A 24,817-nucleotide genomic window follows, 5' to 3' on the forward strand; every position below is an offset into this window, starting at 1 on the left:
GTGGAGTGAAAGTCGATCAAACGCAAGAATACTTCGGTCTAGAATCCGGTCAGCGTGATTTTCGCCGAACGCGGGTTCGGTTCGTGAACAAGTGACTCGAACGCGCCGACGTCGTCGAACGCGAACCCGTAGGCCTTCCCGTCGACCATGTTCTGGTGCACGATCTTCGAGAAGTGGTTCGTGGTCGCGCGGGTGTAGAACTGGCTCGCGTCGTACGTCGGCTGGGTGTGGACGAAGCCGAACGTCGAGCGGTTGAGCCCGGCGCACAGCGAGCGCGAGATCGCGCCGACGTCGTTGTTCGGTGCCGCGAGCCGGCCGTCGCAGTTCAGGATGTCACGGGTGGACGGCTGCTGGAACGACGCGACCTGCTGGCCCGCCGTGTTGGTGAAGTTGAGTACCCCGCCGCTGACGCGGCCGGTGAACTTGCGGTTCGGCTCGTTCTGGTACGGCACGACGGTGAGCGGCGTGTTCTGGTAGGTCGACCAGGCGCTGCTGACGTAGTTCGCGAAGTACGAGCTGGAGAACAGGCCCGCGTCGAGGCCCTTGCTCGGGTTCAGCACGCGCAGCCGCGTGCCGTCGGAGCGGGTGTGGACGAGCCGCGCCCAGTCCCCGCCCAGCTGCTGGTGCTGGTCGAAGATGCGGTTGCGGCCGTTGGAGACGACCTGGCCGGTGCGCTTGGTCGCGCCCGCCTGGGACGTCGCCTCGACCGCGTGGGGAACCGAGAACATGTCCACCTGCGAGCTGTTCAGCCACAACCCGCCGCCGTTGTAGGTGAACTCGCTCCAGTCGAACAGGATGTCGCGGTTCGGGTCCCCCGCGGCCCACGGCGCCGGTTGGACCAGGCCGTTCGGCACCAGGGAGAACTTCAGCTTGTCCCGGAAGGACATGTAGATCCGGCCGCCGGCGAGGTTGAGCGGGATCTGCACGGTCCGGCTGGCGCCGTTCCCGGGGCCGGGGATCGAGACGTCCGGTGCGGGGGTCGGGGGGTTCCCGCCTCCGGACCAGGCGGTGAACTGGCCGTTCGCGTTCACGTACCCGAGCCGGCCGCCCATCTCGCCGAACACGTACAGGTGGGTCGCGTCACCGCGGCCCGAGTTGTTCGTGACGGTGAGCGGGAGCAGGTTCGGTGGAGCCGCCTGAACGGGCGCGGACATCGTTGTCAGCCCAACTAGGGCCGATGTCGCGAGCAGCAGGAGCTTGCGCATCGACTATCTCCTCACTGAGACAGGGTTGCGTGAGAGCGCTCTCATACCAGCGCGTCGCGGTTCATATGTCAAGAATGGTTCTCATGCGCGCACTGACGGTGGATCTTGCACGAGCCGGGTCGCTGGCCTTGACCGAACTGCCCGACCCGGTGCCCGGACCGGAGGACCTGCTGGTCGAGGGGCTGGCGGTCGGCATCTGCGGAACGGACCGCGAGATCGTGCGCGGCGAGTTCGGCGTTGGCGGAACTCTCGTGATCGGACACGAGTCCCTGGGGCGTGTCGTGAGCGGTCCGGGGTTCGAGCCGGGCTCGCTGGTGGCCGGGGTGGTCCGCAGGCCCGACCCGGTGCCGTGCGTGGCGTGTGCGCACGGAGAGTTCGACATGTGCCGGAACGGGCAGTACACCGAGCGCGGCATCACCGGTCTCGACGGCTACGGCTCCACGTTGTGGACGGTACCTGCCGCCTATGCCGTCGGCGTCAGCTCTTCGACGGGCGTTCTGGTCGAGCCCGCCTCCGTCGTGGTCAAGGCGTGGGAGCGGCTGGACCGGCTGGCGCTGTACCCGTTCGAGAGCGTGCTGGTGACCGGCGCCGGGCCGATCGGGCTGCTGGCGGCGTTGATCGGGGTGCAGCGCGGGCTGGACATGCACGTGTTCGACCTGGCGGACTCCGGGCCGAAACCGGACCTCGTGGAGTCGCTGGGAGCCACCTACCACCGGACGTTGCCGGACTGCCCGGTGGTGATCGAGGCGACCGGTGCGCCGTCGCTGGTCGCACGGCTGCTCGGGCGGGACCTGGTGTGCCTCACCGGCGTGCCGTCCGCCGAGGTGGTGCCCGCCGACATCGGGCAGATCAACCGGGACATGGTGCTGCGCAACGGGATCGTGTTCGGTACGGTCAACGCGAACCCGCGTCACTACCGGGAGGCCTCCGCCGTGCTGGACCGGGCGGACGACGCCTGGCTGTCGGCGATGATCACCCGGCGGGTGCCGCTGGAGTCGTTCGCGGAGGCGTTCGAGCCGCGGCCCGGTGACGTGAAGGTGGTGCTGGAGCTGTGATCGCGGCGAGCAGGAACGTTCCGGCGATGAGGTAACCGACACCCTCGAGGCCGGACAACGCGATGCCGGCCCTACTCCGCTCATGCCCCAGCCCGGACGCTCACAGTCGGCCAGGATCGTTCGGATGGGGCTGCACGGCGGTGACGTCGAACTTCATCCACGGGCTCAACGGGAGCGTGCCGAGCACGTGGGTGTGGAGGCCGGCCTCGTCCTCGGCCCGCCACAGGCCGATGCTGCGCAGTTCGCCGACCGGGCGCCACAGCCGGACGAGGTTGCCGCTCGTGGTGAGTTCCTTGGCCCGCACCGCTTCGGCCGCGCGACGCGACTCCACTTCGGACCGGGGCGTGCCGTCCGGGATCGTGGTGGTGATCTCGGCGATGAACTCTCTCATGACCTCATCGTGCGACCGGGGCGCGACGGATGCCGCGACCGGCTTTCTCCTGCGTGGGAGCCTGAGCCTCCTAAGATGCTGAGCGTGGAACTGCGTCAACTCCGGTACTTCCTCGCCGTCGCCGAGGAGCTGCACTTCGGGCGGGCGGCGGCCCGGCTGCTGATCGCGGGGCCATCGTTGTCGCAGCAGATCAAGGCGCTCGAACGGGACCTGGGCGTGCCGCTGTTCGCCCGTGACCGCCGCACCGTGGCGCTGACGTCCGCCGGTGCCGCGCTCGTCCCGGAGGTGCGGGCGCTGCTGGAACGGGCCGACGAGCTGCAACGGCACGCGCGGCAGCTGTCCGGGTCGCGGCCGGTGCGCATCGGGTACGTGAACTGGCTGCCGCCGGACCTGACCGCCCGCACGGCCGGGGTCGCGCAGCTCTACGTGGACGCGTGGGTCGTGCCGTCGCACCAGCAGGCGGCGCGGGTGGCGGACGGCAGCCTCGACCTGGCCGTGTGCTGGATCCGCAAGGCCGATGCCGCGCAGCTCGGGCTCAAGGCGCAGCTGCTCGGCGCCGACCGGCTCTACGCGGTGGCCGTGGGCACGGACACGAGCCCGGTCAGGGCGAAGGACATCGCGGTGCTGGTGGACGACGACGTGACGTCGTGGCAGTCCTGGAACGACTACGCCGAGGAGTTCGCCAGGGACACCGGCTGCCGCGTCCGGCGCATCCACAACGGCGCGATCACCGGACCGGCGTTCTTCGACCACGTGCGGGTGTGCACGACGCCGGTGCTGAACTCGCCGAAGGGGCAGACCACGCCGTTGCCGCCGGACCTCGTGGCGCGGCCCGTCGTCGACCCCGAGGTGCTGTGGACCTGGTCGCTGGTGCGCCGGGAGGACGAGGAGCGCGCGGACGTCGTCGCCGCGGCCGACGCGATCGTGCGGAACGTGGGCGACCTCGGTCTGGACCGCGCCTGGCTGCCCTCCGGCGACCCCTACCGCGCACTGGGAGGCTGACCCTCTCACGAAGGAGGAAAGGCGTCGCAATTCCGTGAAATGAAGCTGGTTCGCGGGTGGTTGTGGCTATCAGATCCGCTACTCCTCCTTCGAAAGCGAGCAGGAAAATGACCAGCAAGGTGGCAATCGTCACGGGAGCGTCGCAGGGAATTGGCGCGGCACTCGTTCCCGCTTATCGCAAGCTCGGCTATTCGGTTGTCGCGGTCTCGCGTTCCATCGAGAACTCGGACGACCCCGAGGTGCTCGCCATTCGCGCCGACCTCTCGAAGTCCGGTGAGGGCGCACGGGTCGTGCGGGAGACGCTGGCGCGGTTCGGCCGGGTCGACTCGCTCGTGAACAACGCCGGCATCTTCGTCGCCAAGCCGTTCACCGAGTACACCGACGAGGACTTCGCCGCCGTCACCGGCACCAATCTCGTCGGGTTCTTCGACATCACCCGCAGCGCCGTGAAGGCGATGGAGACGAACGGCGGCCACGTCGTGAACGTGTCCACCAGCCTCGTCGACCACGCGCTGTCGGCCGTGCCTTCGGCCCTCGCGTCGCTGACCAAGGGCGGTCTGAACGCCGTCACGAAGTCGCTGGCGATCGAGTACGCGGCGCGCGACATCCGCTTCAACACGGTCGCGCTCGGCATCATCAAGACGCCGATGCACGCCCCGGAGACCCACGAGGCGCTCGCCGGGTTGCACCCCGCCGGCCGGATCGGTGAGATCTCCGAGGTGGTCGACGCGATCACCTTCCTGGAACAGGCCGGGTTCGTCACGGGCGAGGTCCTGCACGTCGACGGCGGCCAGAGCGCGGGGCACTGACATGATCATCGAGAACGTGATGGACCGGTGGAAGGCCGCCGTGGACGCGCACGACCCCGAGGGCGTGGCCGCGAACTTCACCGAGGACGCCATTTTCCAGGGCCTTCGCCCGTACGGCGTGGGAAGAGCGGCGATCGCCGAGTACTACGATTCCCAGCCCATCGGGCTGAAAGCCGAGTACGAGGTTCTGGAAACGCGCCGGCTGGCCGATGACCTCGTTCTGGGTTATCTGAACGTCGATTTCTCGTTCACCGACCGGCCGACGCTCGACGTCCACCTCAGCGTGCTCGTGAAGGGAGACCTGATCGCGCATTACCAGGTCTCCCGACTCCGCTAGTGCCTGCGCGGCTCCCGGCCGAACGGCGACTTCGGTCGCTCGAGGTCGGGAGCCTCCGGGAGCGGCATGGTCACCGGCGCCTCCGCGGTGATCGTGATCTGCTCGCCGTGGTGCCGCGTGGTGAGCTCGGTGCCGTCCACGATCCGGTAGGTGGCCCCGGACTCGGAGACGTCCACCGAGATCCTCGTGCCCCGGAAGGACATCCGGAACGAGAAGCGGGTCAGCTCCTCCGGCAGCCGCGGCGCGAACGTGAGCTCGCCGCCGTGGTCCCGCATGCCGCCGAACCCGGCCACCAGTGCCGTCCACGCCCCCGCCAGCGAGGCCATGTGCAGGCCGTTGGTGACGTTCTCGTGCAGGTCGTGGAGATCGGTGAACGCGGCCTCGACGAGGTAGTCGTAGGCGAGTCCGAGGTGCCCGACCTCGGCGGCCAGCACCGCCTGCGTGCCCGCCGACAGCGACGAGTCCCGCACCGTCCTGGCCTCGTAGTAGGCGAAGTTGCGCGCCTTCTCCTCGTCGGTGAACGCGTCACCGCGCACGTGCATGGCGAGCACCAGGTCCGCCTGCTTGATCACCTGGCGCCGGTAGAGGTCGAAGTACGGGAAGTGCAGCAGCAGCGGGTACTTGTCCTGCGGGGTGTTCTCGAAGTCCCACTCCGCGTGCTTGGTGAAGTTGTCCGCCTGCGGGTGCACCTGCAGCATCTCGTCGTACGGGACCGACATCGCGTCCGCGGCCCTGCGCCAGGCCGCGATCTCCTCTTCCGTCGCGTCGCACGCGTTCCGCTCGGCGGCGTCGGCGGCGGCCCACAGGTTCTGCTGGGCGATCAGGTTGGTGTAGACGTTGTTGTCGACGATCGCCGAGTACTCGTCCGGGCCTGTCACGCCGTCGATGCGGAACCCGTCGTGCGGGTCGTGGTGACCCAGCGACAACCACAGCCGTGCGGTCTGCACGAGGATCTCGGTGGCTTCGTCGCGATCGAAGTCCTCGTCGCCGGTGGCGTTCAGGTACTGCTGGGTGGCGTACGCGACGTCGCCGGAGACGTGGAACGCCGCCGTGCCCGCCGGCCAGTACGCGCTGCACTCGGCGCCGTTGATCGAACGCCACGGGAACGCGGCACCCTTGAGCCCCAGCACCTTCGCCCGCTCGCGAGCCTTGTCCAAAGTGGAGTGACGCCAGCGCAGGGCGTCGCGGGCCGCGTCCGGGACCGTGTAGGTGAGCACCGGGAGCACGAACATCTCGGTGTCCCAGAACGCATGGCCGTCGTAGCCCGGTCCGGTGAGACCCTTGCCGGGGATGGCACGGGACTCGCCGCGCGCTCCGGCCTGTAAAATGTGGAACAACGCGAACCGGATCGCCTGCTGCAGCTGGTCGTCGCCCTCGATCTCGATGTCCGCGACTTCCCAGAAGTCGTCCAGGAACTCCCTCTGCTCCTGCAGGAGCCCTTCCCAGCCCGTCTGGCAGGCGCCGGCGAGCGCGGCCTCCACCTGGGCGCGGAGCGCGGGCGTCGAACGCTGGCCGGACCAGCCGTAGGCGATGTACTTCGTGAGTTTCAGACAGCCGCCCGCGGGCACGTCGACGGCCGCGGTGAACCGGGCCAGGTCGTCCTCCGCGCGGATCTCCGTGCGGGTGTCGACACCGTCGACGTCGATCTCGTGGTCCATCGCGGCGGCCATGCGCAGGCCGGACACCTTGGTGTGGTGGCACAGCACGGCCCGCGTCTTCTCGGCCATCGTGAAGTCGTTGACCAGCGGGGAGTCCAGTGCGGCGGCGACACGCGGGTCGCTGCTGCGGCTCTTGTTCGGCTCGTTGGCGAGCAGGTCGGACTGGACGACGAGCTGCAGGTCGTCCATCGGCTCGACCTCGTAGCGGATGGCCGCGACCGCGCGCTGCGTGAACGACACGAGCCGTTCGCTGCGCACGGTCACACGCCTGCCCGTCGGTGACTCCCAGACCGTGCGGCGGCGCAACGTGCCGGAGCGGAAGTCGAGCGTGCGTTCGTGCTCGATGGCGTTGCCGTAGCGCATGTCCAGCGGCTCGTCCTCGACCAGCAGCCGGATGATCTTGCCGTCGGTCACGTTGACGACGGTCTGGCCCGCCTCCGGGTAGCCGTAGCCACCCTCCCCGTACGGCAGCTGGTGCTCTTCGTAGAAACCGTTGAGGTACGTGCCGGGCAGGCCCCTCGGCTCGCCCTCGTCCAGACTGCCGCGCATGCCGATGTGGCCGTTGGACAGCGCGAACGTCGACTCGGTCTGGTGCAGGTGGTCCACGGACAGGCCCTGCCAGCGCAGCTGCCACGGTTCGACGGCGTAGCTCATGACAGCAGCTCGTCGAGCTCGTCGACGACCACGTCGGCGCCACCGGCCTTGAGGGCCTCCGCCTGGTCGCCGCGGTCGACGCCGACGACGAACCCGAACCCGCCGTCGTGCCCTGCCTTCACGCCCGCGAGCGCGTCCTCGAACACGGCGGCGTTCTCGGGTGCGGTCTTGAGTCTTCTGGCGCCCTCGACGAACGAGTCCGGCGCCGGTTTGCCGCGCAGGTTCGACGCGATGATGACGTTGCCGTCCACCAGCGCGTCGACGTAGTCCAGCAGGTTGCCCGCCCGCAGGACGCGCATGGCGTTGGCGGACGACGTGACGACGCCGATGGGCATGCCCGCCGCCCTGGCCGCCTTCAGGTAGTCGACCGAGGCCGGGTACGGCGTGATGCCCTGCTCGTCGATGATCGCGTTGACGAGGTCGTTCTTCTGGTCGCCGATGCGGCGCACCTCGTCCTCCGGCGGCGTGAGGCCGCGTGAGGTCAGGAAGCTGCGCACGCCGTCGTAGCGCGGTTTGCCGTCCACGTAGGCCAGGTAGTCCTGTTCGCTGAACGGCTGCCCCATGGCCTCGAACGTCTGCCGCCAGGCCTGCCGGTGCAGCACGGCCGTGCTCGTGAGCACGCCGTCGAGGTCGAAGAGCAACGCGGTGATCTTCTCCGGGATGCCGAGGCTCATGTCTCGATCATGCACCCGTCGTACCGACATCGCCGCGTTCTTCCGCGAGCCGTTCGTCCAGCGGTCGTGGGTGAGCCTGCTCGTACTCCGTCATCCCGTACTTGGTGGACTCCGCCCAGCCTTCCTCCGGCTCGGTCTCCAGCGGGTCGCGTCCGAGGTTGTCCTCGTCCAGACCCTCGAAGTCCTCGCTGTTCTCCTGGACGTAGGCGCCGCGTTCTTCGCTCATGGGCTCCCAGTACCCACTCCGGCGCTATCCGATGCTTTGGCCGACCAGCGAGCCGATGGCGTACGTGACGCCCATCGCGATCAGCCCGCCGGCGATGTTGCGGACGACCGCGCGCCGTTTGCCGGCGCCGCTGAGCCTGGCGCTGATGAAACCCGTCAGGGCGAGGGTGAGGACGGCGGCGGCGACGGTGACCGGCACGCGCAGGCCGGTCGGGGTGAGGGCGATCGCGGCGAGGGGGAGGAGCGCGCCGATCGTGAACGACACGAAGCTCGCGATGGCGGCGCCCCACGGGTTCGTCAGCTCGTCCGGGTCGATGTGCAGCTCGGCGTCGGCGTGGGCGGCCAGCGCGTCGTGTTCGGTGAGCTGCCGGGCGACCTCCTGCGCGGTCTGCTCGTCGAGGCCCTTGTCCTCGTAGATCTCCTTGAGCTCCTCGAGCTCCTGCTCGGGCGTGTCCCGGAGCTCTCTGCGCTCCTGGGCGAGCAGGGCGCGTTCGGCGTCGCGCTGGCTGCTCACGGACACGTACTCGCCGCTGGCCATCGACATGGCGCCCGCGAAGAGGCCCGCGAGGCCCGCGACGAGGATCTGGGAGCGGTCCGTGGTGGCGCCTGCGACGCCCACCACGAGGCTGGCGGTCGACACGATGCCGTCGTTGGCGCCGAGCACGCCCGCGCGCAGCCAGTTCATCCGATCGCCGGTGACCTCGTCGTGAGGCTCGTGGTGGGTCATTTCCGCAGGTTAGCGCCGGTCTGCCGGCTCGTGGGGCGACCACGCCGCGCACCGTTCGGGCTCTGCTGAACGGGTGAGTTTTCCCTGGTCAGAGCTTGGAGGTTCATTTTTTGTCAGACCCCCGTGGCAGCATGTCGAACAGGTGTTCGTGTGCGTGCTAGAGGAGGTCAGTCCCCGATGCAGATCGAACCCAACCGCTGGCCAGGCCGCGTGGTGCCGTCCACCGGTTCCGACGTGGACGTCGCCGTGGAGTCCCTGTGCGTGCGCGCCTCGTGGGCCGATGCCGACCGCCGCTGGGTGCGGCGCCTGCTCGAGCCCTGGTTCCGGGCGGGCTGGAGCGTCGACGCCCTGCTCGTCGCCATCGACAAGAAGCCGGACGGCACCAGCCAGGGCCGCCCCCGTTCCCGCGCGCAGGTCGCGCACGAGTTCCTGCGAGCCCGCCTGCGCACCTGGACGGCGGACGGCGCGGGCCTCGCCAAGCCACCGCTGGCGGGCATCTCCCTCGGCGAGTGGTACCGCGTGAACCGCCGCAACGCCGCTCTGAACGCCCCTCGCCGGGGCGGAGCCCTCAGCTCGCAGGGCCGCCAGGCGCAGGCGGAGACGCGTGCCCTCGCCCACCGGCGCGACCCGGTGGAGCGCAGCCGCGAGAAGGGTCGCCGCAGGCAGGAGGTGCTCGACAGCCTGCTCGTGCCGGGGCAGGAGGTGCCGTCGTTCGCCGACTCGTGGCGGCTGGTCGCCGACCTGATCCCGGTGCAACGGGTGTGCTCGGCCTGCGGGCACGTGCGGAACGAGGTGTCGAGGCAGGCGCACCGCGTCGCCTAGAGGCGGCGGTGTGCCGCTCGAGACCGTCCGGCCGGGCGGCGAACCAGCTTCGGCACCGGTAGCGTTCCCAGCTGCGGGATCGCGTCCTAGTCGATCACGAACATCGGCCCTGCCCCCATGCAAAGGGCCTTCTACCTGCGACTTCGGCGAACGGCGGTTGAAGTCGGCCCAGGCCGGGAACACGGAACGAGTTTCTTGTTTCCGATGTAAGGGGCCGACATGCTCGAAGTCACGCCGATGGCCGCCGAGGTCATCAACGAGCTGACGACACAGTCAGAGGGCGCCACCGACGACATCGGCCTGCGTTTCGCCCTGGCCACCGAGCAGGACAGTCAGGCGGCGCTGGAGCTGTCGCTCGGCGAGGCCGTCGACGGCGACGAGGTGGTGGCCGCCCCCGCGGGCGCCAAGGTCATCCTGGAGCCGGCGGCCGCCCAGTACCTGGAGGACAAGGTCCTCGACGTGCGCCAGGACGACGAGGGCAACCCCGCGTTCGCGATCGCGCGCCAGGAGACGTCCGACTGAGGTTCTTGGTCAGGTGGGATCAACGATGATTCCCCGGCATGCGAATCGGGCCGGACCCCTCCGCGAGAAGGGTGTCCGGCCCGATTCGTGACAGCCCCCGGGCTCAGGGAATGGTCAGCACCTGGCCGGGGTGGATGAGGTCCGGGTTCGCGATGCCGTTGGCGGACGCGACCTCGCCGTAGCGGTTGCCGTCACCGTAGAAGCGCTCGGCGATCGCCCAGAGGGTGTCGCCACCGGCGACGGTGTAGGTCTGCACGGCCGGAGCGGCGGGCGCGGCCGGAGCCTCCTCGACCGGCGCGGGAGCAGCAGCCTCGGGGGAGGCCTGCGGCGAGTCGGTGTTGGTGTTGGAGGCCCACTTCGCGCCACCGTCACCACCGAACACGACCAGGTTCCTGTCGTCCTGCAGGACCAGGCGCGCGCCCTCGTTGCCCTGCGTGCCCGTGGACCACACGGCGTTGTCCTCGCTCGTGTAGAGCACGAAGTTGCCGTCGGCCTGCAGTGCGGCCCGCACCGCGCCCTTGCCGTCGGTGCCGCTGGCCCACACCGTGCCGGTGTTCTCCGACAGGACCAGGTTCCCGTCGGACTGCAGGGTCAGCATGTACCCGTTGGCGCTGGTCAGCTGCTGGCCGCGGGTGAGTTCCTGCCCGGCTTGCAAGGTGTCCACAACAAACTCCACTTCGGACGATGACGACCGCCCGAACCGGCGGCGCCCGAAGCGGAACCTAGTCAGGCCGGCACCGTGCCGCCGGGTCAGCGGCGCACGTGCACCCGAGGGAGTGAAAAACGCCCCCTGCCCGGAGGCAGGGGGCGTTCAGCACGAGGAGGAGATCAGCCCTCGATGCGCCGGATGCCCGAGATCGGTCCGATCGAGTCGATGTCGGCGATCTTCACCGGCTGACCCTCGGTCGACGCGTGCACGGCGCGAATGCCGTCCACCGCCATCGCCACGTGGGACTGGCTTGAGTAGTAGACCAGGATGTCGCCGGCCTTGACCTCGCCACGGCTCACCGGGCGACCGGCGGCCGCCTGCGCGTAACTGGTGCGGCCGATGCTCACGCCCGCAGAGCGGTACGCGGCCTGGATCAGCGACGAGCAGTCCCAGGAGTTCGGACCGTTCGAGCCGTAGACGTAGGGCTTGCCACGCTCGCCGAGCGCGAACTGAAGAGCGCGGCCCGCCGTACCGGCCGGCACCGAGATGTTCGACATGTCGCCGGACGCGGCCAGCTGGCTCTTCACCGTGTTGCTGAGCGACCGGTACTGGGCCGTCGCCTCCGCGAGCTGCTTGTCGAGATCGGCCTTCTTCTGGTCCATCTCGGCGAGGAGCTTCTTCGACGTCTCGGTCGCCTCGTTGGCCGACTTCGTCGCCGCGTCGGCCGCGTTGACGGCGTCGGTCAGCTTCTGCAGCGCGTCCGCGTTGTCGGCCGCGAGGATGTTGATGGCCGACATGCGGTTGAGGAAGTCCTGCTGCGAGTCGCTCACCAGCAGCGCGGAGATCTGGCTGAAGTTCGCGCCGGAGTTGGTGGCCTCGGTGAGGAGGTCGACCTGACCGCGGAGGGACTCCTCGGCCTTCTGGGCGTTGGCCAGGTCGCCCTTGGCCTTGTCCAGCTCACCCTGCTTGGCCTTCAGGTCTTCCTGGGCCTTGAGGTGGTCCTGGTTGAGCTTGGAGGCCTGCTCGGACAGCTCGTTGAACTTCTTGAGCGCGTCCGCGGCATTGGGCTGTGCGGTGGCCGGTGCCGTGGGGAGTGCCGCCGCGACGACTGCTGCCGTCGCTACGAGAGCTCCACGCACGATGCGGCGTGAGGGTTGCGACACCACGTCGCGGTTCCTCCTTTTTCCTGGCAGTCGCCCCCGCGAGAATTACTCCGCGTGAGGCGACAACCTTGGCGGGTGCCCCGAGTGGGTTAACTGCTGGGCCGAAGGTCTCGGCAAGGTTACGGAATGACCTTGCTCTCGTCTACCACCGGGGGCCCACCAGTTCACCGGCCAGCACGCTCTCACAGTCGCCCACGTGGGTTTATCGCGGGGTAGGAGAGACGCGTCACCCGACAACCCGGCGAATCACCGAAATAGGCCCGATCGAGTCGATGTTCGCGATCTTCACCGGCGTGCCCTCGGTGGACGCGTGCACCGCTCGGGTGCCGTCCACGGCCATCGCCACGTGCGACTGACCCGAGTAGTAGATGATCAGGTCACCCGGCGCGACCTCGCCGCGGCCCACGCCACGACCGACCTTCGCCTGGTCGTAGGTGACGCGCGGGATGGACACCCCGGCGGCCCGGTAGGCGGCCTGCATCAGCGACGAGCAGTCCCACGAGTTCGGTCCGTTCGAGCCGAACACGTACGGCTTGCCCTGCTCGCCCAGAGCGAAGGTGAGCGCGACACCGGCCGCACCGGCGGGCGCGTTCACGGTGACCTTGGGGCCGGGAGCGGCCAGGGTCTGCTTCTGCGGCGCGGACAACGACTGGTACTTCGTCCGCGCGGTCGACACCTGCTGTTCCATGGCGACCTTGCGGGTGGAGACGTCCGCGGCGAGCTTCTCCGCGGCGGACGCGGCGTTGGTCGCGTCGGTGCGGGCCTTCGTGGCCTCGGCCAGCGTGGCGCTCATGCGCGACACCGCCGCGTTCTGGTCGGCGGCGATGATGTTCATCGCCTGCATGCGCTCCAGGAAGTCCTGCTGGGACGTCGAGGTCAGGAACGCCGAGAGGTCGTTGAGCCGGGCGCCCTCGAACGTCGCCTCGGTCAGCGTGTCGACCTGGCCGCGGAACTGCTCCGACTCGGCCAGCGCCTTCTTCTCGGCCTCGGTGGCGGTGACCACGATCCCGTTCGCCCTCGACAGGTCGCCCTGCGCCTTGAGGTGGTCCTGGCTGAGCTTCTCCGCCTCCCGCGTCAGGTCGTTGTAGACCTTCAGCGCGTCGTCGGCGGGTTGCGCGTGCGCCGAAGGCATCGACACCACCGTCGCGGCGATCACGGCGGCCAAAGCGGTAGTCCTTGCAGCACGGCCGGGCACGCGGCCTCCTCAGGAGTCGGAATCGGCTTCTGAGGAGGCCTACGGCCGAACGGGTGCCGGGGTTCAGTCGAAGTGGACGAGCGGTCCTTTCCGGCCTTTTTCGCTTCCGCAGGTGAACGCCTGGTCGCCGGGCGATTCCGCACGGTGACGCACCTACCGCGAATTCCCGGTTCCCAGACCCTCTTGATAGGTTAGGCAAGCCTAAATCAGGAGGTGGACAGGTGTGCAGGACAGTCGCCGCGGTTCTACTGCTCGGCCTAGTGGCCGGGTGCGGAGGAAACGCTCCCACGGAGCAGGGAAGTGGCCAGTGGTCCTTCAAGGACGATCGCGGTAAGGAGGTCACCGCGCCGAAACGGCCGGAGCGCGTCGTCGCGCAGGTGTCCGCCGCGGGCGCCCTCAAGGACTACGGCATCAACGTCGTCGGCACGTTCGGCCCGCTCAAGCGCGCGGACGGCACGACCGACCCGGAGGCCGGCAGCATCGACCCGAGCCAGGTCACCGACGTCACCGGCCCCGGCTACGGCGAGATCGACTTCGAGAAGTTCGCCGCGCTGAACGCCGACCTGGTCGTCGCCGGCCACTACCCCGAGGTCTCCGGGCTCTGGCACCTCACCGCCGAGTTCGAGGAGAAGGTCCTCAAGGTCGCCCCGACCGTCGGCATCGGCCAGTCGAAGATCCAGCTTCCGGACGGGATCAAGCGCTTCAAGGAGCTCGCGAAGTCGCTCGGCGCCGACGTCGAGTCCGCGAAGGTGAAGGCCGACGAGGAGGCGTTCACCAAGGCCGCCGACAGGCTCAAGACCATCGGCAAGAAGATGACGGACGCGAAGCAGAAGATCCAGGTGATCGGCGCGGACCCGAAGCTCCTCTACGTCGCCGTGCCCGCCCGCAACCCCGACCTCGACTGGTACGTCAAGGAGCTCGGGCTGCCGCTGCTCACGCCGGACAAGCCCGACACCGAGGGCGGCGGTTACTTCCAGTCGCTGTCGTGGGAGAACTCCGGCACGTACAAAGAGCACGTGATCATGTGGGACACCCGCCAGCACGTGCTCACCCCGGAGCAGATGAAGGAGGGCCACCCGGTCTTCCAGGGCCTGCCCTCCGTGCAGGCCGGCCGGTTCGTCGAGTGGAACGCGGTCGCGCCGCTGAGCTACTCCTCCTACGCCGGGATCATGAACAAACTGGCTGACCAGCTGGACCAGGTGTTGGCAAAGTAGCCATGTGCTGACGCTTCTGAAGGAAAACGGCCCGTTGCGCGTGCTCAGCACCGCACGGGTCGTTTCTGTTGTGGGGGACGCGCTCAGTCTCGTCACGCTGATGGTGCACGTGCAGTCCGTGCTGGGGAAGGCGATCGCGGTGGCGGCGCTGCTGCTCGTGGGCGACTTCGCGCCGTCGTTGCTCAGCCCGCTGACGGGCGTCATCAGCGACAGGTTCGACCGGCGCACCGTCATGATCGTCTGCGAGGTCGCGCAGGGCGTGCTGCTGGCGGTCATCGCGCTCACGCTGCCGCCGTTGCCGATCCTGCTCGCGCTGGTGGGCGTGCGGGCCGTGATCGGGCAGGTCTTCATCCCCGCCTCGCGGGCGGCGGTGCCGAGCCTGGTCGCCTCGAAGGACCTCGTGCAGGCGAACACCGCGCTGGGCCTCGGATCCAACAGCGCCGACGTCATCGGGCCGTTCCTCGCCGCCGTGCTGCTGCAGTTCATGGACACCCGCGGCGTGCTGCTCGTGGACGCGGTCTCGTTCGGCCTGTCGGCGTTGTTGTTGCTGCGCCTGCCGAAACTCGTCGTACCGGCCGAGCCGGGGGAGACGGTGTTCACCGACGTGAAGGCCGGGGTGAGCGAGATCTGGCGCAGCCGGGCGCTGCGGATCGTGTTCCTCGGCTTCTGCGGGGTCGTCGCGTGCACCGCCATCGACGACGTCGCGGTGCTGCAGCTGACGATGGGGGTGTTCGGCGAGTCGGAGAGCGTGGCCGGTGTCGTGCTCGGCGCGGTGGGCATTGGTCTGCTGCTCGGCTATGCGTTGCTGGCCAGGGGTTCCGCGCGGTGGAGCATGGTCACGTTGCTCGTCACCGGGTTCCTGATCAGCAGTGCCGGCAACCTGTTCACCGGCCTGGCGTGGGGCGTCGCGTCCGCGTTCGCGCTGCAAGCGGTGCGGGGGCTGGGGATCGCGGCGATGGACGTCGCGCACAGCACGCTGATCCAGCGGCTCGTGCCCGGTGATCGGACAGGCAGGGTGTTCGGCAACTTCTACGGCGGGATCGGTGTGGCGGCCGCGGTGTCGTACATCGCAGGTGGTCTGCTCATCGACGTGCTGGGGCCGCAGCTGGTCCTCGTCATCGCGGGCGGTGCGGGGGTTTTGGTGTCGTTGTGGGTGGTTGCCGCTTCGCGGGCGAGAGGTGTTGAGTGGGAACCAGCCTCTTGAGGGGAGAAGGCGATGTGGGGAAACGCATTGCTGTTCTCGCTGTTTCGCTGCTGCTGACCGGGTTGACCGCCTCCGTCGCGCGGGCGGGCACCGGGGTCGTGCCCGCGTCGACGTCGTGGACGTCCGCTGACCGGGGGTTCGTCCTCGGGCTCGACACCCTGTGCCAGACCGCGAACTGCCCGCAGCTCGTCCGCACGCTCGACGGTGGCGCGTCGTGGACGCGGGTGAGGACTCCGGTGCTGTCCGTGCCGGAGACCGACCGGCTGCGGGTGCTGTTCGCGAACGACGCGGCGGGCATGGTGACCGACGGCGAGCAGCTGTTCGTCACCAGCAACGGCGGCACGCGCTGGGAACCGTCCGGGGTCAAGGGAACCGTTGGCGCGCTCGGATTCGACGACTCCGGGTTCCTCGCGGTGATCTACGACGGCACGTCGTCGCGGCTGTTCCACCGCGAGCTGTGGTTCGGCTCCTGGCAGCCGGTGCCGGGCGTCGAGGTGAAGGGCCGGTCGCGCGGTGAGATCGCTCCCGGTCAGGTGTCGCTGGCCACGATCGGCGTGGAGAGCCGGTACTGGACGCGGTCACCGGCGGGCTGGCTGGAGGAACCGGCGCCGTGCACGGAGTTCTCGGCCACCCGGCTCGGCACCGCCGGCACCGATCGCTATGCGTTGTGCAGCTTCGACCCCGGCTTCGGGAACATGACGAAGGAACTGCGCCAGGCTGCGGGCGGCGGACCGTTCAAGACCGTCAGCGTGCCGCCGCGCGAGGGCATCACGACGGGTTTCGCGGTGTCGCCGGGAGCCGCGCTCGTGGCCGCGACCGGGCGCGACTGGTCGTTCGTGCACCGCGGTACCGGCGCGAAGTGGGACACGCCGCTCACGCTGGGCGGGCCGCCGTTCGAGGACCTGGCGTTCTCGGACCCGCGCCACGCCACGCTGGTGCGCGGCGGGCCCGGCCAGGAGTTCGCCGAGGTCCACCGGTCCGACGACGCCGGACTGACCTGGAAGATCTTGTCGGTGTAGCTCGGTACGCTCTTTTCCATGGAGCCCTACGACCACGGCATGCTCGACGTCGGCGACGGCAACCAGATCTACTGGGAGACCGTCGGCGACCCCGGCGGCAAGCCCGCCGTGTTCCTCCACGGCGGTCCCGGCGGCCCGGCGAAGGGCGCGCGGAAGTCGCTCGACGCGGAGAAGTTCCGCATCGTCATCTTCCACCAGCGCGGGTCCGGCCTGAGCACGCCCCACGCGAGCGACCCGGCCGCGGACATGGGCGTCAACACCACCGAGCACCTGATCGCGGACATGGAGAAGCTCCGCGAGCACCTCGGCATCGAGAAGTGGTTGCTGTACGGCGGTTCCTGGGGCACGACGCTCGCGGTCGCCTATGCGCAACGGCATCCCGGACGCGTCTCGGAGATGATCCTGATCGCGGTCACGTTGTCGTCGCAGCGCGAGCTGGATTGGCTCTACAAGGGCGTTTCCCGGTTCTTCCCGGAGGCCTGGGCCAGGTTCAGCGCGCACGCCGGTGGCGCGCCCGACGTCGTCCGCGCGTACGCGGAGCTGCTGGAGAGCCCGGATCGCGGCGTCCGGGAGCAGGCGGCGCTGGAGTGGTGCCGGTGGGAGGACACGGTGCTGTCGCTGGAGAACTTCGGCAAGCCGGACGTGTTCGCCGACCGTGCGTCGGACGAGTTGATCGCACTCGCGCGGATCATCGCGCATTACTACTCACGCGGCGGTTTCGTCGACGACCTGCTGGGTGGCGCCGGCGAGCTCGCCGGCATCCCGGCCGCGTTGATCCACGGCCGCAGGGACATGAGCTGCCCGGCGGACACGGCCTACGCGCTGGCCCAGGCGTGGCCGGACGCCGAGCTGACCCTCGTGGACGACAGTGGCCACAAGGGCAGCCCCGCCTTCGGCGAGGCGATCGGAGCCGCGGTCAGGAGGTTCTCCCCGTGACACAACGGAAACCGCCCGGAATGGGCTTCGAGTCGTGGATCGACAGGCAGATCCGCGAGGCCCAGGAGCGAGGTGAGTTCGACGACCTGCCGAGCGCGGGAAAACCGTTGCCCGGTGCGGGTGAGGCGCTCGAAGAGGACTGGTGGATCAGGAGGAAGGTCCGGGAGGAAGAGGGCACGACAGGGTTGCCCCCTTCCCTGGTGCTGCGCAAGCAGGCCGAGACCGCCAGGGCCCGTGCCCTGGCGGCCGCGACCGACGAGGAGGCGCGCTCGATCATCGAGCGGATGAACGCGGAGATCCTCGACGCGCTGCGGAAACCGTTGTCCGGTCCGCCGTTGAACCTGATGCCGTTCGACGTCGGCGAGCTGCTGCGTGAGAGGAAGGGGACCTCACGCGGTCAGTGATCAGCTCGCGTTGATGTCGATGCAGGAGTAGAACGCCATCGGCGTGTCAGCGATGTTCCACACGGCGAGGACCTTGTGCCGGCCCGCCGAGCCCACGTTGACGGTGTGCGACACGCTGGCCGGGGGCTGCTGGTTGTTGCCGCTGAACGTCGCGACCTTGCGGCCGTCGACGAAGTAGTCGTAGTCACGCGTGCGGTGGCGCGCGGTGAACGTCCAGTTGAACGTCGCCGAACGGCCGGTGTTGGTGACCTTCCAGCCCTTGTTGTCGTTGCTCAGCTCCGCGAACTGCGACAGGTTGGCGTGGCAGCTCTGCAGACCCTTGGGGCCCTCCACCGACTGCGGCTCCCAGCGGATCGCACCGCAGTTCAGGGCAGCGTTGCTGGCGCACTGCGCCTGACGGCTGGCAGGTGAGTTCACATAACCGTGCGCGAACGCCGTGCCGGAGGGGAGTGCCACGACGATCAACGGTGCAGCGAGAACGCCGGCCATGGCGGCCGTAACCTTGCGTCCAATCTTCATGTGTCTTCCTTTGCCTTGATGTGTGCGTACTCCCGTTACATCGCGGCGGCGATTGAAGGTCTAGACCATACCGCGCGTAATCGCGGTGCCACAAGACGTGTCTGCCAGATCAGTCAGGTCATGTCCTGTCCTGGCGGAGTTGTCCGGACGTGCTCGCCGGGCACAGCCCCGTCGAGTTCGAGCGGACAGGACACCGTTGGTCGGTTGACTGCGGTGTTGATCTCACTACTCTGAGTACATCTGTTTGCAATCGAACGGGGGGCGATGGACGGTCGGGTCCGGGGTTCGTTGCTGGCGATGCTGTCCGCCGAGGATTCCGCGCTGGTGCTGGGCAGCGGTGTGCGGCGGGCGTTCGGGGTCGATGATCTGCTGGTGCGCGAGGGTGATTCGTCGGACTGCGTGCACATCGTCGTCGAAGGCTGGGTCCGGATGTCGACGGTGAGTGCGGACGGGAACGAGGTGCTGCTCGCGTTGCGCGGGCCGGGGGACGTCGTGGGGGAGTCGGCGGTGTTGGTGGACGGGACGCGCGGTGCGACTGTGCACGCCATCGGCCGGGTGGCTGTCGTGCAGGTGCCGGACCGGGTGTTCCTCGACCTGGTTGCAACGAGGCCCGGTATCGGGTTGGCGTTGGCGCGGGGGATGGCGCTGCGGTTGCGTGAGGCCGACGAGGTTCGGGTGCACATGGCGACGCTCGACGTCACTCGGCGGATCGCCCGTTACCTCCTGCGCCTCTCGCAGGTGCACGGGGTCCAGTCGGAGGACGGGCTCGGGATCGATCTTCCGCTGACCCAGCAGGACGTCGCCAACCACCTCGGCGCCTCGCTGCGGCAGGTCTCCCGGTCGCTGGCCGTCCTGCGCGAACGGGGCGCGGTGATCACCGGCCGCAAACGCCTGACCGTCGCCGAACCTGGTCTTGTCGCCGCCTTGGCAGGTGGAGTTCCGCCGACCTCGCCGTTGTGAGCCCTGTGTCGTAGAACATCGCCGCGCAGGCCCTGACGATGGTCCCAAGCCGGGGCAGGAGTGAGGAGTTCGCGACATGCGAGTGCGTTTCCGGGGGAAATCAATCATGACCTTGCTCGTCTGGGCATTCGTAATCGGCGTCGGCGCGGGGGCGCAGTTCTCGCCTCAGTCCGACGGTCATCAGGAAAACGTGGGCAAGACCTGTTCGGTGACAGCTCCTCACATCACCTCGTGACCGCGTCGACAAGGGAGTCAGCGTGGAGAATCCACCCAAGTTCAACGCATCGGTGTCCATCGGTGGCAACGCGCACGGACCGGTAGCCGCGGGCAGCGACATCATCATCGGAGCGACCGATCAGGCCGGTCCCCACAAGGCGTCGCCGGGCGGCGACCTGTCGGGCGTGCACCGGGTCGTGGTGACCACCGATGTCCAGGGGTCCGGTCGTCATGACAACCTGGGGCAGCGTCACCTGCGGCGAGTGCTGGCGGAATCCCTCGCGGCGGGAGCACGGGAGCTCGACCGCCAGGTCGACATGTTCGACAGGGGTGACGGCACTCTCGTGGTGCTGCCCGAGACGGTCACCGTGGTCGAAGCCGTGGACACCTTTGCCGAGGCGGTTGTCCGTGCGGTGCGTGAGCACAACCAGGTCGCCGGCGTGGACTACCGGATCGACCTGCGGATCGCGGTGCACGCGGGCTACGTCGACAGGGTCGACGCGCAGTGGTCGGGTGCGGCGTTGGTGCACGCGGCCCGGCTGGTTGACGCTCCCCCCGCCAAACACGCTCTCGCCGCGTCGGCCGCGTGCGCGGCGCTGGTCCTCTCCGATGTCGCGATGCAGGTGGTCGACCAGGGCTACAGCCGTGTCGGACCGGCCGCCTATCAGCAGATCCCGTTGAGCGTCAAGGAAACCTCGGGTCATGGGTGGCTGCGCTTGCTGTAGCGGCCACGTTTCTTGGTCGCAGAATCGAGGGGGAACGTGAACGAGACCGAAGGCTTCGGTGTCCATGTCGACGGGCACGCCTACTCCAGTGTTGTAGCCGGGCACCACAACTTGGTCATCGACGCCCGCAACGGGTCGGTGTCGCTGCAAGTCGAAAAAGAACGGCCCCAGCCGGTGCGCCGGAAGTTCGTCTCGATGCTGCCCAGGTCGTCGAAGCCGCCGTTCGGCCGGGACGCCGAGGCTGCCGCCCTGGCCGCCGACATCGCCGCAGGCGGGGTGATCCAGTTGTGCGGACCGGGAGGCATCGGCAAGAGCACCCTGCTGCGCCACCTCGCCCGGACCGTCCAGAGTGGACCGGACGGGACGGTTTTCGTCAGTCGTGCGCACCACCAGGCCGGCGACCTCGCTCAGGAGATCTTCGAAGCTTGTTACGACACCTGGGGTTATGCGCCGTCGGCCGCCGACCTGCGCGGGTTGATGGCCGGCATCCGGGTCACGGTGTACGTCGATGACGCAGACCTGGAGGCCGACCAACTCCGCCGGCTCGCGGACCTGATCCCGGACGCGACCTTCGTCCTGGCCAGCCGGGAGTCGACACTGCTCGGCGACACGGTGGTGCACGACCTGCGTGGACTGGACCAGGACGCGGCGAGCCTGCTGATGTCCGAGGCGCTCGGCCGTCCGCTGCGGGACACCGACGAAGCCGCCATGGCTGCGCTGTGCCAGGCATCGAACGGAAACCCGCTGCTGCTCGTCATGGCCGCCGGACTGGCCCGCTCCGCCCGTCCCCGGCCCGGTGGTGCGGAGCTCCCGCAACCCGGTGCCGTGCCCCACCTGATCCCGTCCCTGCTCGCACAGCTCGACACTCCGGACATGACCGTGCTGTCCCTCCTCGCGACACTGGAGGACGCCGAACTGGCCCCCGGCCACATCCGTGACCTGACCGGGGAGTCCGACTCGGACGGCATCAGCGAACGGCTCACGGATCTGGGGTTGGCGGTGCGCGGCGAGAACGGCTACCACTGCGCGCCCGGCGTGGTCGCAGCACTGCGGAACCACGACACCTCCGGGCTCCGCATCGAGTTGCTGTGCCAGTACTTCACCTCCTGGGCGTCAACCCCTGCCACCGACCCCGCGCGCGTCGCCCACCACAGCCGGGTGTTCGAACGGCTTGCGACCCTGGCGACCACGGCGGGCCGGCCTGACCTCGCGGTCGCCCTGGGCCGTGCCGCCTCTCCCGCGCTGGCACGCTCGCTGCGGTTCGACGCTTGGGGCCGGGTCCTCGGCCGGGGCTGGACGGCTGCACGCCGCGGCGGCGACCGGGAAGCCGAGGCGTACTTCGTTCGCGAGGAGTCGTTCAGGTCCAGGGTGACGGGAAGGCACGTCATCGCGGCCGCCTTGGCCGTCCACGCCGTCACGCTCATGAACTCCATGACCGACCTCGGCGGCGCGGCCGTGCCGCCGAGCCTGCCCCCGCCACCAGATCCCGGCATCACCCCGGAAACACCAGGAGACCTCGCTCAGCTCGACGATCACATGTCCGCACTGGACAACGACATCGCCGATCCCGTCGTCGACCACTTCCCCGACGTCTCCTACCCGGATCCTTCCTGGTCGGATGCCGGCTTCGGTTCCGGCACGGCAGGCCAGGAGCCGGTCCCGGACACCGGTTGCGGGGATGGCGGTGTGAGCGACGCGAGCGCGGGCGCACCACAGGCCACCGCGTCAGTCGCACCCGCCGCGGCCCCGACCGTCAGCGCTGCCGCGCCAGCGGCCGGTGTGGCCGGCACCGCGGGGACAGCAGCCGCCGGGGCCGGTTGGCTGGGACTCCTCCTCACCGTTGTGCTCGCCATCATCGTCACCGTGGTGGTGAACAACTCCATTCGACCGACTGGCGTCCTCGGCAACTGGAAGGACGCCGAAGGCGGTGGACTGACGGTGAAGAAGTCCGGACCGGGCTCGTACACCATGGCCATCGGCTGCGACGGGGACATCCTGCTCATCGGCAACGACTTCCAGGTGTCCGGAACCGCCCCACTCCACGACGGATACGCCTGTGGCCCCGTCCTGGGCCGGGTCAGGATCAGCATCACCGCGTCCGCTGACGGTGAGACCGGCACGTTGGTGGTGACGGCTCAGACCAGGTCGGATGTCCAGTGCTACTCGTGCGGCACGTTCGGACTGACCCGCTGACTCCGGCGAGTTCGTCCTGACAGGACACCGGCTGTTGCTTGCGGACCGCAGGCCACGACCTCGACACTCCGCGAAGTTCAGCCGGAGGGAACCGGTCAGCCCGTCTCAGCAGGCGGCCGGTTGCCGCCTGCTGAGAATCGGCGTTGGCGCAGTTCAAACCGGTTTGTGAGCGGTATTGCATTTCTCGGTCGCCGATCGTTCGCTTCGCCCTCGCTCCTAGAATCGCGCGCATGTGGTGGTCGGTGGACTCGCGCTCTCGTCTGGTGGGACGCGAGCGGGAGCTGACCACCGTGCGACGGCTGCTGCGGCGGCACCGGCTGGTGACGCTCGTCGGTCCCGGCGGAGCGGGGAAGTCGAGGCTGGCGGCCGAACTGCGCCTCGGCGACACCGTCGTCGAGCTGGAGCCCGTGCGCCGGCCGGACCTGCTGTGGCACGTGATCGCGTTCTCGCTGGACGTGTGGGAGAAGCCAGGGCTGCCGCTGCACGAGACCGTGCAGCGCGCACTGGCCGATCACCGCGTGCTGGTGCTGGACAACTGCGAGCACCTGATCAACGAGGCCGCCTCGGCCGTGGCGGAACTGCTCGCCGCGTGCCCGCGCCTGCGCGTCCTGGTGACCAGCCGCGAACCCCTCGACCTGGCGGGGGAGATGTGCGTCGAGGTCGGCCCGCTGCCTCCGGCGGACGCGCGGCAGTTGTTCGTGGAATGCGGTGGTGCCCCGGAGCTCGCCGACTCGGTGCGGGACCACCTGCCGCTGGCGATCGAACTGGCCGCGGCGCGCACCGACCTGCCCGCGCGCCACCGCACGCTCGACGCCGTGATCGGGTGGAGTTACGACCTGCTGACACCGGCCGAGCAGTCCGCGCTGCGCAGGCTCTCCGCGCTGATCGGCGACTTCGACCTGAACCTGGCCGCCGCGGTGTGCGGCGACCGGGCGGACGTCGTGCAGCTGATGGCCTCGTTGCGCGCCAAGTCATTGGTGGTGCGCTCGCCGTCGTCGTCGGGCGCACGGTTCCGGCTGCTCGAGTCGATCCGCCTGTTCGGCCTGGCACGCCTGGAGGAGAGCGGCGAGACGGACGCGACGTTCGACCTGCTGGCCGACTCGCTGACCGCGACGATCCAGTCCATCTCGTCGGCCCCGGTGGTCACGGCCCGAATGGACACATGGCTGGAGAGCCAGGAACACCAACTGCTGCAGGCCGTCGGCCGCATACCGCGCACCGACCCGCGCCACACGTGGCTCGTCGCGGGCGTAGTGCACGTTTGGTACCTGCACCGCTCCTACAACGAGGCGATGCGCATGGCTGCCACCGCTTTGGCGCACGGCCCGCTGACGTCGCACGCGGAACTGCTGCTCTTCCGCGCGGCCTGGCTGGCCGGCTTCACCGGCGACAGGACCGCTGCGCTGCGGTACGCGGAGGCCCTCGTCGCGCACCCGGCCATGAGCCAGCCGGCCTGGGAGGCCCGCGGGTGGAACACGCTGGGCTACGCGCGGGGGATCAACTCCGACCTCACCGGCGCCCACACCGCCAACGAACGATCGGTAGCCGCAGCGCGCTCGCTGGGCGACCCGGAACTGTTGATGACGTTCCTGAACAACCACGCCTGGCTCCTGATGCGCCTGGACGACCTGACAGCAGCATTCGCGGCAGCACTGGAATCGCTGTCGCTCGGCGTCCTGGACGGCTTCCGCCTGATGGCCTGCCGGCACACCGCTGGCGTGATCGCGCTGGCGGCGAACGACGTGGACCAGGCCGAGCACCACTTCACCGTCGCCCTGCGAGCAGGAGCTCCCGCGGCCGTCTCGGAGGCAGGCCTGCTCGAAGGTCTGGGCATAGTGGCGGCACACCGAGGCGACGCCGACCGCGCCGTGGTGCTGATGGCCGCCGCGGCCGCCACCCGCCGGAAACGGGGCTCCCACCAGGAGGAACCCTGGAACAGCATGGTGGCGGACGCACGCGACCTGGCACTGACCTCCGCCGGCCCGCGGCGGGCCTCGCGCGCCTGGGCACTGGGCGAGCGGCTCGACCAGGCCGGGCTGCTCGCGTACGTGAACGCGCCACGGCAGCACGGACCGCTGACCGCGCGGCAGCGGGAGATCGCGGCCCTCGTCGCGGACGGGCTGACCAACACCGAGATCGCGGTGCGGCTGGGGATCTCGGTCGCGACCGTGCGGTCGCACGTGACGCAGATGTTGTCGCGACTGGGGTTGAGCTCGCGGACCCAGCTGGCGGCGCGGACGGCGAGGGCCCGGTGAGCCGGCGTGGCGGGTCTGCTGGCGTTGGGTGTGTTGAGGGGTGTGCAGGATCTGCCCGTGGTGCTGATGGTGACGGCACGATGA

At 69.2% G+C, this 24,817-nt stretch carries 26 protein-coding genes; 16 read left to right on the forward strand and 10 right to left on the reverse strand.

Translation table 11 applies throughout. From position 1 onward, the window contains the following. Positions 1-38: 38 nt before the first annotated feature. The gene (locus LX88_RS32695) at positions 39-1,205 is read right to left on the reverse strand and encodes a beta-1,3-glucanase family protein (RefSeq protein ID WP_090064943.1); all 1,167 of its coding nucleotides are present in this window, start codon (positions 1,203-1,205) and stop codon (positions 39-41) included. An 83-nt stretch (positions 1,206-1,288) separates the two neighbouring features. On the opposite strand from LX88_RS32695, the gene LX88_RS32700 reads away from it, so the two are divergent. Beyond that, entirely contained in the window at positions 1,289-2,260 is a 972-nt protein-coding gene (locus tag LX88_RS32700) for an alcohol dehydrogenase catalytic domain-containing protein (protein ID WP_258951639.1), read from the forward strand. 100 nt (positions 2,261-2,360) lie between these two features. Here the strand turns inward: LX88_RS32700 and LX88_RS32705 are convergent, their stop codons facing one another. Continuing rightward, positions 2,361-2,651, reverse strand: coding sequence for a muconolactone Delta-isomerase family protein (locus LX88_RS32705; RefSeq protein WP_258951640.1), 291 nt, complete (start codon positions 2,649-2,651; stop codon positions 2,361-2,363). A gap of 75 nt (positions 2,652-2,726) precedes the next feature. Between LX88_RS32705 and LX88_RS32710 the strand changes: the two genes are divergently transcribed. From LX88_RS32710 to LX88_RS32720, 3 genes are all read left to right on the forward strand, one after another. Further along, on the forward strand, positions 2,727-3,653 hold the full coding sequence (locus LX88_RS32710) for a LysR family transcriptional regulator (RefSeq protein WP_307791599.1): 927 nt from the start codon (positions 2,727-2,729) through the stop codon (positions 3,651-3,653). Positions 3,654-3,760: 107 nt separating this feature from the next. After that, the gene (locus LX88_RS32715) at positions 3,761-4,462 is read left to right on the forward strand and encodes an SDR family NAD(P)-dependent oxidoreductase (protein ID WP_258951642.1); all 702 of its coding nucleotides are present in this window, start codon (positions 3,761-3,763) and stop codon (positions 4,460-4,462) included. A 1-nt stretch (position 4,463) separates the two neighbouring features. Beyond that, positions 4,464-4,799, forward strand: a complete 336-nt coding sequence (locus tag LX88_RS32720; RefSeq protein ID WP_258951643.1) for an SgcJ/EcaC family oxidoreductase — start codon at positions 4,464-4,466, stop codon at positions 4,797-4,799. Here LX88_RS32720 and LX88_RS32725 read toward each other — a convergent pair. The 4 genes from LX88_RS32725 to LX88_RS32740 are packed head-to-tail and all read right to left on the reverse strand — an operon-like array spanning position 4,796 to position 8,737. Then, positions 4,796-7,111, reverse strand: coding sequence for a glycoside hydrolase family 65 protein (locus LX88_RS32725; RefSeq protein ID WP_258951644.1), 2,316 nt, complete (start codon positions 7,109-7,111; stop codon positions 4,796-4,798). The two genes, LX88_RS32720 and LX88_RS32725, sit on opposite strands and share 4 nt — an antisense overlap. Then, positions 7,108-7,785 (reverse strand): HAD family hydrolase, encoded by a 678-nt coding sequence (locus LX88_RS32730; protein ID WP_258951645.1) that lies wholly within the window; start codon positions 7,783-7,785, stop codon positions 7,108-7,110. Before LX88_RS32730 ends, LX88_RS32725 begins: the two co-directional genes overlap by 4 nt. Positions 7,786-7,792: 7 nt before the next feature. Next, complete coding sequence (locus tag LX88_RS32735) at positions 7,793-8,011, reverse strand: hypothetical protein (RefSeq protein WP_258951646.1); 219 nt, start codon at positions 8,009-8,011, stop codon at positions 7,793-7,795. A 24-nt stretch (positions 8,012-8,035) separates the two neighbouring features. Next, positions 8,036-8,737: a VIT1/CCC1 transporter family protein gene (locus LX88_RS32740; RefSeq protein ID WP_258951647.1), complete on the reverse strand. Its 702-nt coding sequence runs from the start codon at positions 8,735-8,737 to the stop codon at positions 8,036-8,038. A gap of 177 nt (positions 8,738-8,914) precedes the next feature. Between LX88_RS32740 and LX88_RS32745 the strand changes: the two genes are divergently transcribed. After that, complete coding sequence (locus LX88_RS32745) at positions 8,915-9,559, forward strand: hypothetical protein (protein WP_258951648.1); 645 nt, start codon at positions 8,915-8,917, stop codon at positions 9,557-9,559. A gap of 219 nt (positions 9,560-9,778) precedes the next feature. Then, positions 9,779-10,081 (forward strand): iron-sulfur cluster biosynthesis protein, encoded by a 303-nt coding sequence (locus tag LX88_RS32750; RefSeq protein WP_258951649.1) that lies wholly within the window; start codon positions 9,779-9,781, stop codon positions 10,079-10,081. Between the two features lie 103 nt (positions 10,082-10,184). Here the strand turns inward: LX88_RS32750 and LX88_RS32755 are convergent, their stop codons facing one another. The 3 genes from LX88_RS32755 to LX88_RS32765 form a co-directional block, all read right to left on the reverse strand. Then, positions 10,185-10,745: a LysM peptidoglycan-binding domain-containing protein gene (locus LX88_RS32755; RefSeq protein WP_258951650.1), complete on the reverse strand. Its 561-nt coding sequence runs from the start codon at positions 10,743-10,745 to the stop codon at positions 10,185-10,187. 164 nt (positions 10,746-10,909) lie between these two features. Next, a complete protein-coding gene (locus LX88_RS44445; RefSeq protein ID WP_258951651.1) occupies positions 10,910-11,896 on the reverse strand; it encodes a C40 family peptidase in 987 nt (328 codons plus the stop codon). Between the two features lie 223 nt (positions 11,897-12,119). After that, positions 12,120-13,088 (reverse strand): C40 family peptidase, encoded by a 969-nt coding sequence (locus tag LX88_RS32765; protein ID WP_258951652.1) that lies wholly within the window; start codon positions 13,086-13,088, stop codon positions 12,120-12,122. 221 nt (positions 13,089-13,309) lie between these two features. Here LX88_RS32765 and LX88_RS32770 point away from each other — a divergent pair, with 221 nt between their 5' ends. The 5 genes from LX88_RS32770 to LX88_RS32790 are packed head-to-tail and all read left to right on the forward strand — an operon-like array spanning position 13,310 to position 17,865. Next, entirely contained in the window at positions 13,310-14,302 is a 993-nt protein-coding gene (locus LX88_RS32770) for an ABC transporter substrate-binding protein (RefSeq protein WP_258951653.1), read from the forward strand. 4 nt (positions 14,303-14,306) lie between these two features. After that, complete coding sequence (locus LX88_RS32775) at positions 14,307-15,506, forward strand: MFS transporter (protein ID WP_258951654.1); 1,200 nt, start codon at positions 14,307-14,309, stop codon at positions 15,504-15,506. Between the two features lie 14 nt (positions 15,507-15,520). After that, positions 15,521-16,525 (forward strand): hypothetical protein, encoded by a 1,005-nt coding sequence (locus tag LX88_RS32780; protein WP_258951655.1) that lies wholly within the window; start codon positions 15,521-15,523, stop codon positions 16,523-16,525. An 18-nt stretch (positions 16,526-16,543) separates the two neighbouring features. Beyond that, positions 16,544-17,461: a prolyl aminopeptidase gene (pip, locus tag LX88_RS32785; RefSeq protein ID WP_258951656.1), complete on the forward strand. Its 918-nt coding sequence runs from the start codon at positions 16,544-16,546 to the stop codon at positions 17,459-17,461. Further along, complete coding sequence (locus LX88_RS32790; protein ID WP_090064929.1) at positions 17,458-17,865, forward strand: DnaJ family domain-containing protein; 408 nt, start codon at positions 17,458-17,460, stop codon at positions 17,863-17,865. Before pip ends, LX88_RS32790 begins: the two co-directional genes overlap by 4 nt. Here the strand turns inward: LX88_RS32790 and LX88_RS32795 are convergent, their stop codons facing one another. Beyond that, positions 17,866-18,384, reverse strand: a complete 519-nt coding sequence (locus tag LX88_RS32795; protein ID WP_258951657.1) for a lytic polysaccharide monooxygenase auxiliary activity family 9 protein — start codon at positions 18,382-18,384, stop codon at positions 17,866-17,868. 264 nt (positions 18,385-18,648) lie between these two features. On the opposite strand from LX88_RS32795, the gene LX88_RS32800 reads away from it, so the two are divergent. The 5 genes from LX88_RS32800 to LX88_RS32820 all read left to right on the forward strand — a co-directional run bounded on the left by LX88_RS32800 (position 18,649) and on the right by LX88_RS32820 (position 24,733). Beyond that, positions 18,649-19,344 (forward strand): Crp/Fnr family transcriptional regulator, encoded by a 696-nt coding sequence (locus LX88_RS32800; RefSeq protein WP_258951658.1) that lies wholly within the window; start codon positions 18,649-18,651, stop codon positions 19,342-19,344. Positions 19,345-19,450: 106 nt separating this feature from the next. Next, positions 19,451-19,579, forward strand: coding sequence for a hypothetical protein (locus LX88_RS32805; RefSeq protein ID WP_258951659.1), 129 nt, complete (start codon positions 19,451-19,453; stop codon positions 19,577-19,579). A 22-nt stretch (positions 19,580-19,601) separates the two neighbouring features. Next, positions 19,602-20,285, forward strand: a complete 684-nt coding sequence (locus LX88_RS32810) for a hypothetical protein (protein ID WP_258951660.1) — start codon at positions 19,602-19,604, stop codon at positions 20,283-20,285. 36 nt (positions 20,286-20,321) lie between these two features. Beyond that, complete coding sequence (locus tag LX88_RS32815) at positions 20,322-22,478, forward strand: ATP-binding protein (RefSeq protein ID WP_258951661.1); 2,157 nt, start codon at positions 20,322-20,324, stop codon at positions 22,476-22,478. Between the two features lie 230 nt (positions 22,479-22,708). Beyond that, positions 22,709-24,733, forward strand: a complete 2,025-nt coding sequence (locus LX88_RS32820) for an ATP-binding protein (protein WP_258951662.1) — start codon at positions 22,709-22,711, stop codon at positions 24,731-24,733. Positions 24,734-24,817: the final 84 nt, after the last annotated feature.

The sequence above is a fragment of the Lentzea californiensis genome, from assembly GCF_024648825.1.
GTDB lineage: Bacteria > Actinomycetota > Actinomycetes > Mycobacteriales > Pseudonocardiaceae > Lentzea > Lentzea californiensis.

Coding starts and splice junctions, on each gene's coding strand:
- LX88_RS32695 (WP_090064943.1), bottom strand. CDS start 1,205: ATGCGCAAGCTCCTGCTGCTCGCGACATCGGCCCTAGTTGGGCTGACA.
- LX88_RS32700 (WP_258951639.1), top strand. CDS start 1,289: ATGCGCGCACTGACGGTGGATCTTGCACGAGCCGGGTCGCTGGCCTTG.
- LX88_RS32705 (WP_258951640.1), bottom strand. CDS start 2,651: ATGAGAGAGTTCATCGCCGAGATCACCACCACGATCCCGGACGGCACG.
- LX88_RS32710 (WP_307791599.1), top strand. CDS start 2,727: ATGCTGAGCGTGGAACTGCGTCAACTCCGGTACTTCCTCGCCGTCGCC.
- LX88_RS32715 (WP_258951642.1), top strand. CDS start 3,761: ATGACCAGCAAGGTGGCAATCGTCACGGGAGCGTCGCAGGGAATTGGC.
- LX88_RS32720 (WP_258951643.1), top strand. CDS start 4,464: ATGATCATCGAGAACGTGATGGACCGGTGGAAGGCCGCCGTGGACGCG.
- LX88_RS32725 (WP_258951644.1), bottom strand. CDS start 7,111: ATGAGCTACGCCGTCGAACCGTGGCAGCTGCGCTGGCAGGGCCTGTCC.
- LX88_RS32730 (WP_258951645.1), bottom strand. CDS start 7,785: ATGAGCCTCGGCATCCCGGAGAAGATCACCGCGTTGCTCTTCGACCTC.
- LX88_RS32735 (WP_258951646.1), bottom strand. CDS start 8,011: ATGAGCGAAGAACGCGGCGCCTACGTCCAGGAGAACAGCGAGGACTTC.
- LX88_RS32740 (WP_258951647.1), bottom strand. CDS start 8,737: ATGACCCACCACGAGCCTCACGACGAGGTCACCGGCGATCGGATGAAC.
- LX88_RS32745 (WP_258951648.1), top strand. CDS start 8,915: ATGCAGATCGAACCCAACCGCTGGCCAGGCCGCGTGGTGCCGTCCACC.
- LX88_RS32750 (WP_258951649.1), top strand. CDS start 9,779: ATGCTCGAAGTCACGCCGATGGCCGCCGAGGTCATCAACGAGCTGACG.
- pip (WP_258951656.1), top strand. CDS start 16,544: ATGGAGCCCTACGACCACGGCATGCTCGACGTCGGCGACGGCAACCAG.
- LX88_RS32795 (WP_258951657.1), bottom strand. CDS start 18,384: ATGAAGATTGGACGCAAGGTTACGGCCGCCATGGCCGGCGTTCTCGCT.
- LX88_RS32800 (WP_258951658.1), top strand. CDS start 18,649: ATGGACGGTCGGGTCCGGGGTTCGTTGCTGGCGATGCTGTCCGCCGAG.
- LX88_RS32805 (WP_258951659.1), top strand. CDS start 19,451: ATGACCTTGCTCGTCTGGGCATTCGTAATCGGCGTCGGCGCGGGGGCG.
- LX88_RS32820 (WP_258951662.1), top strand. CDS start 22,709: ATGTGGTGGTCGGTGGACTCGCGCTCTCGTCTGGTGGGACGCGAGCGG.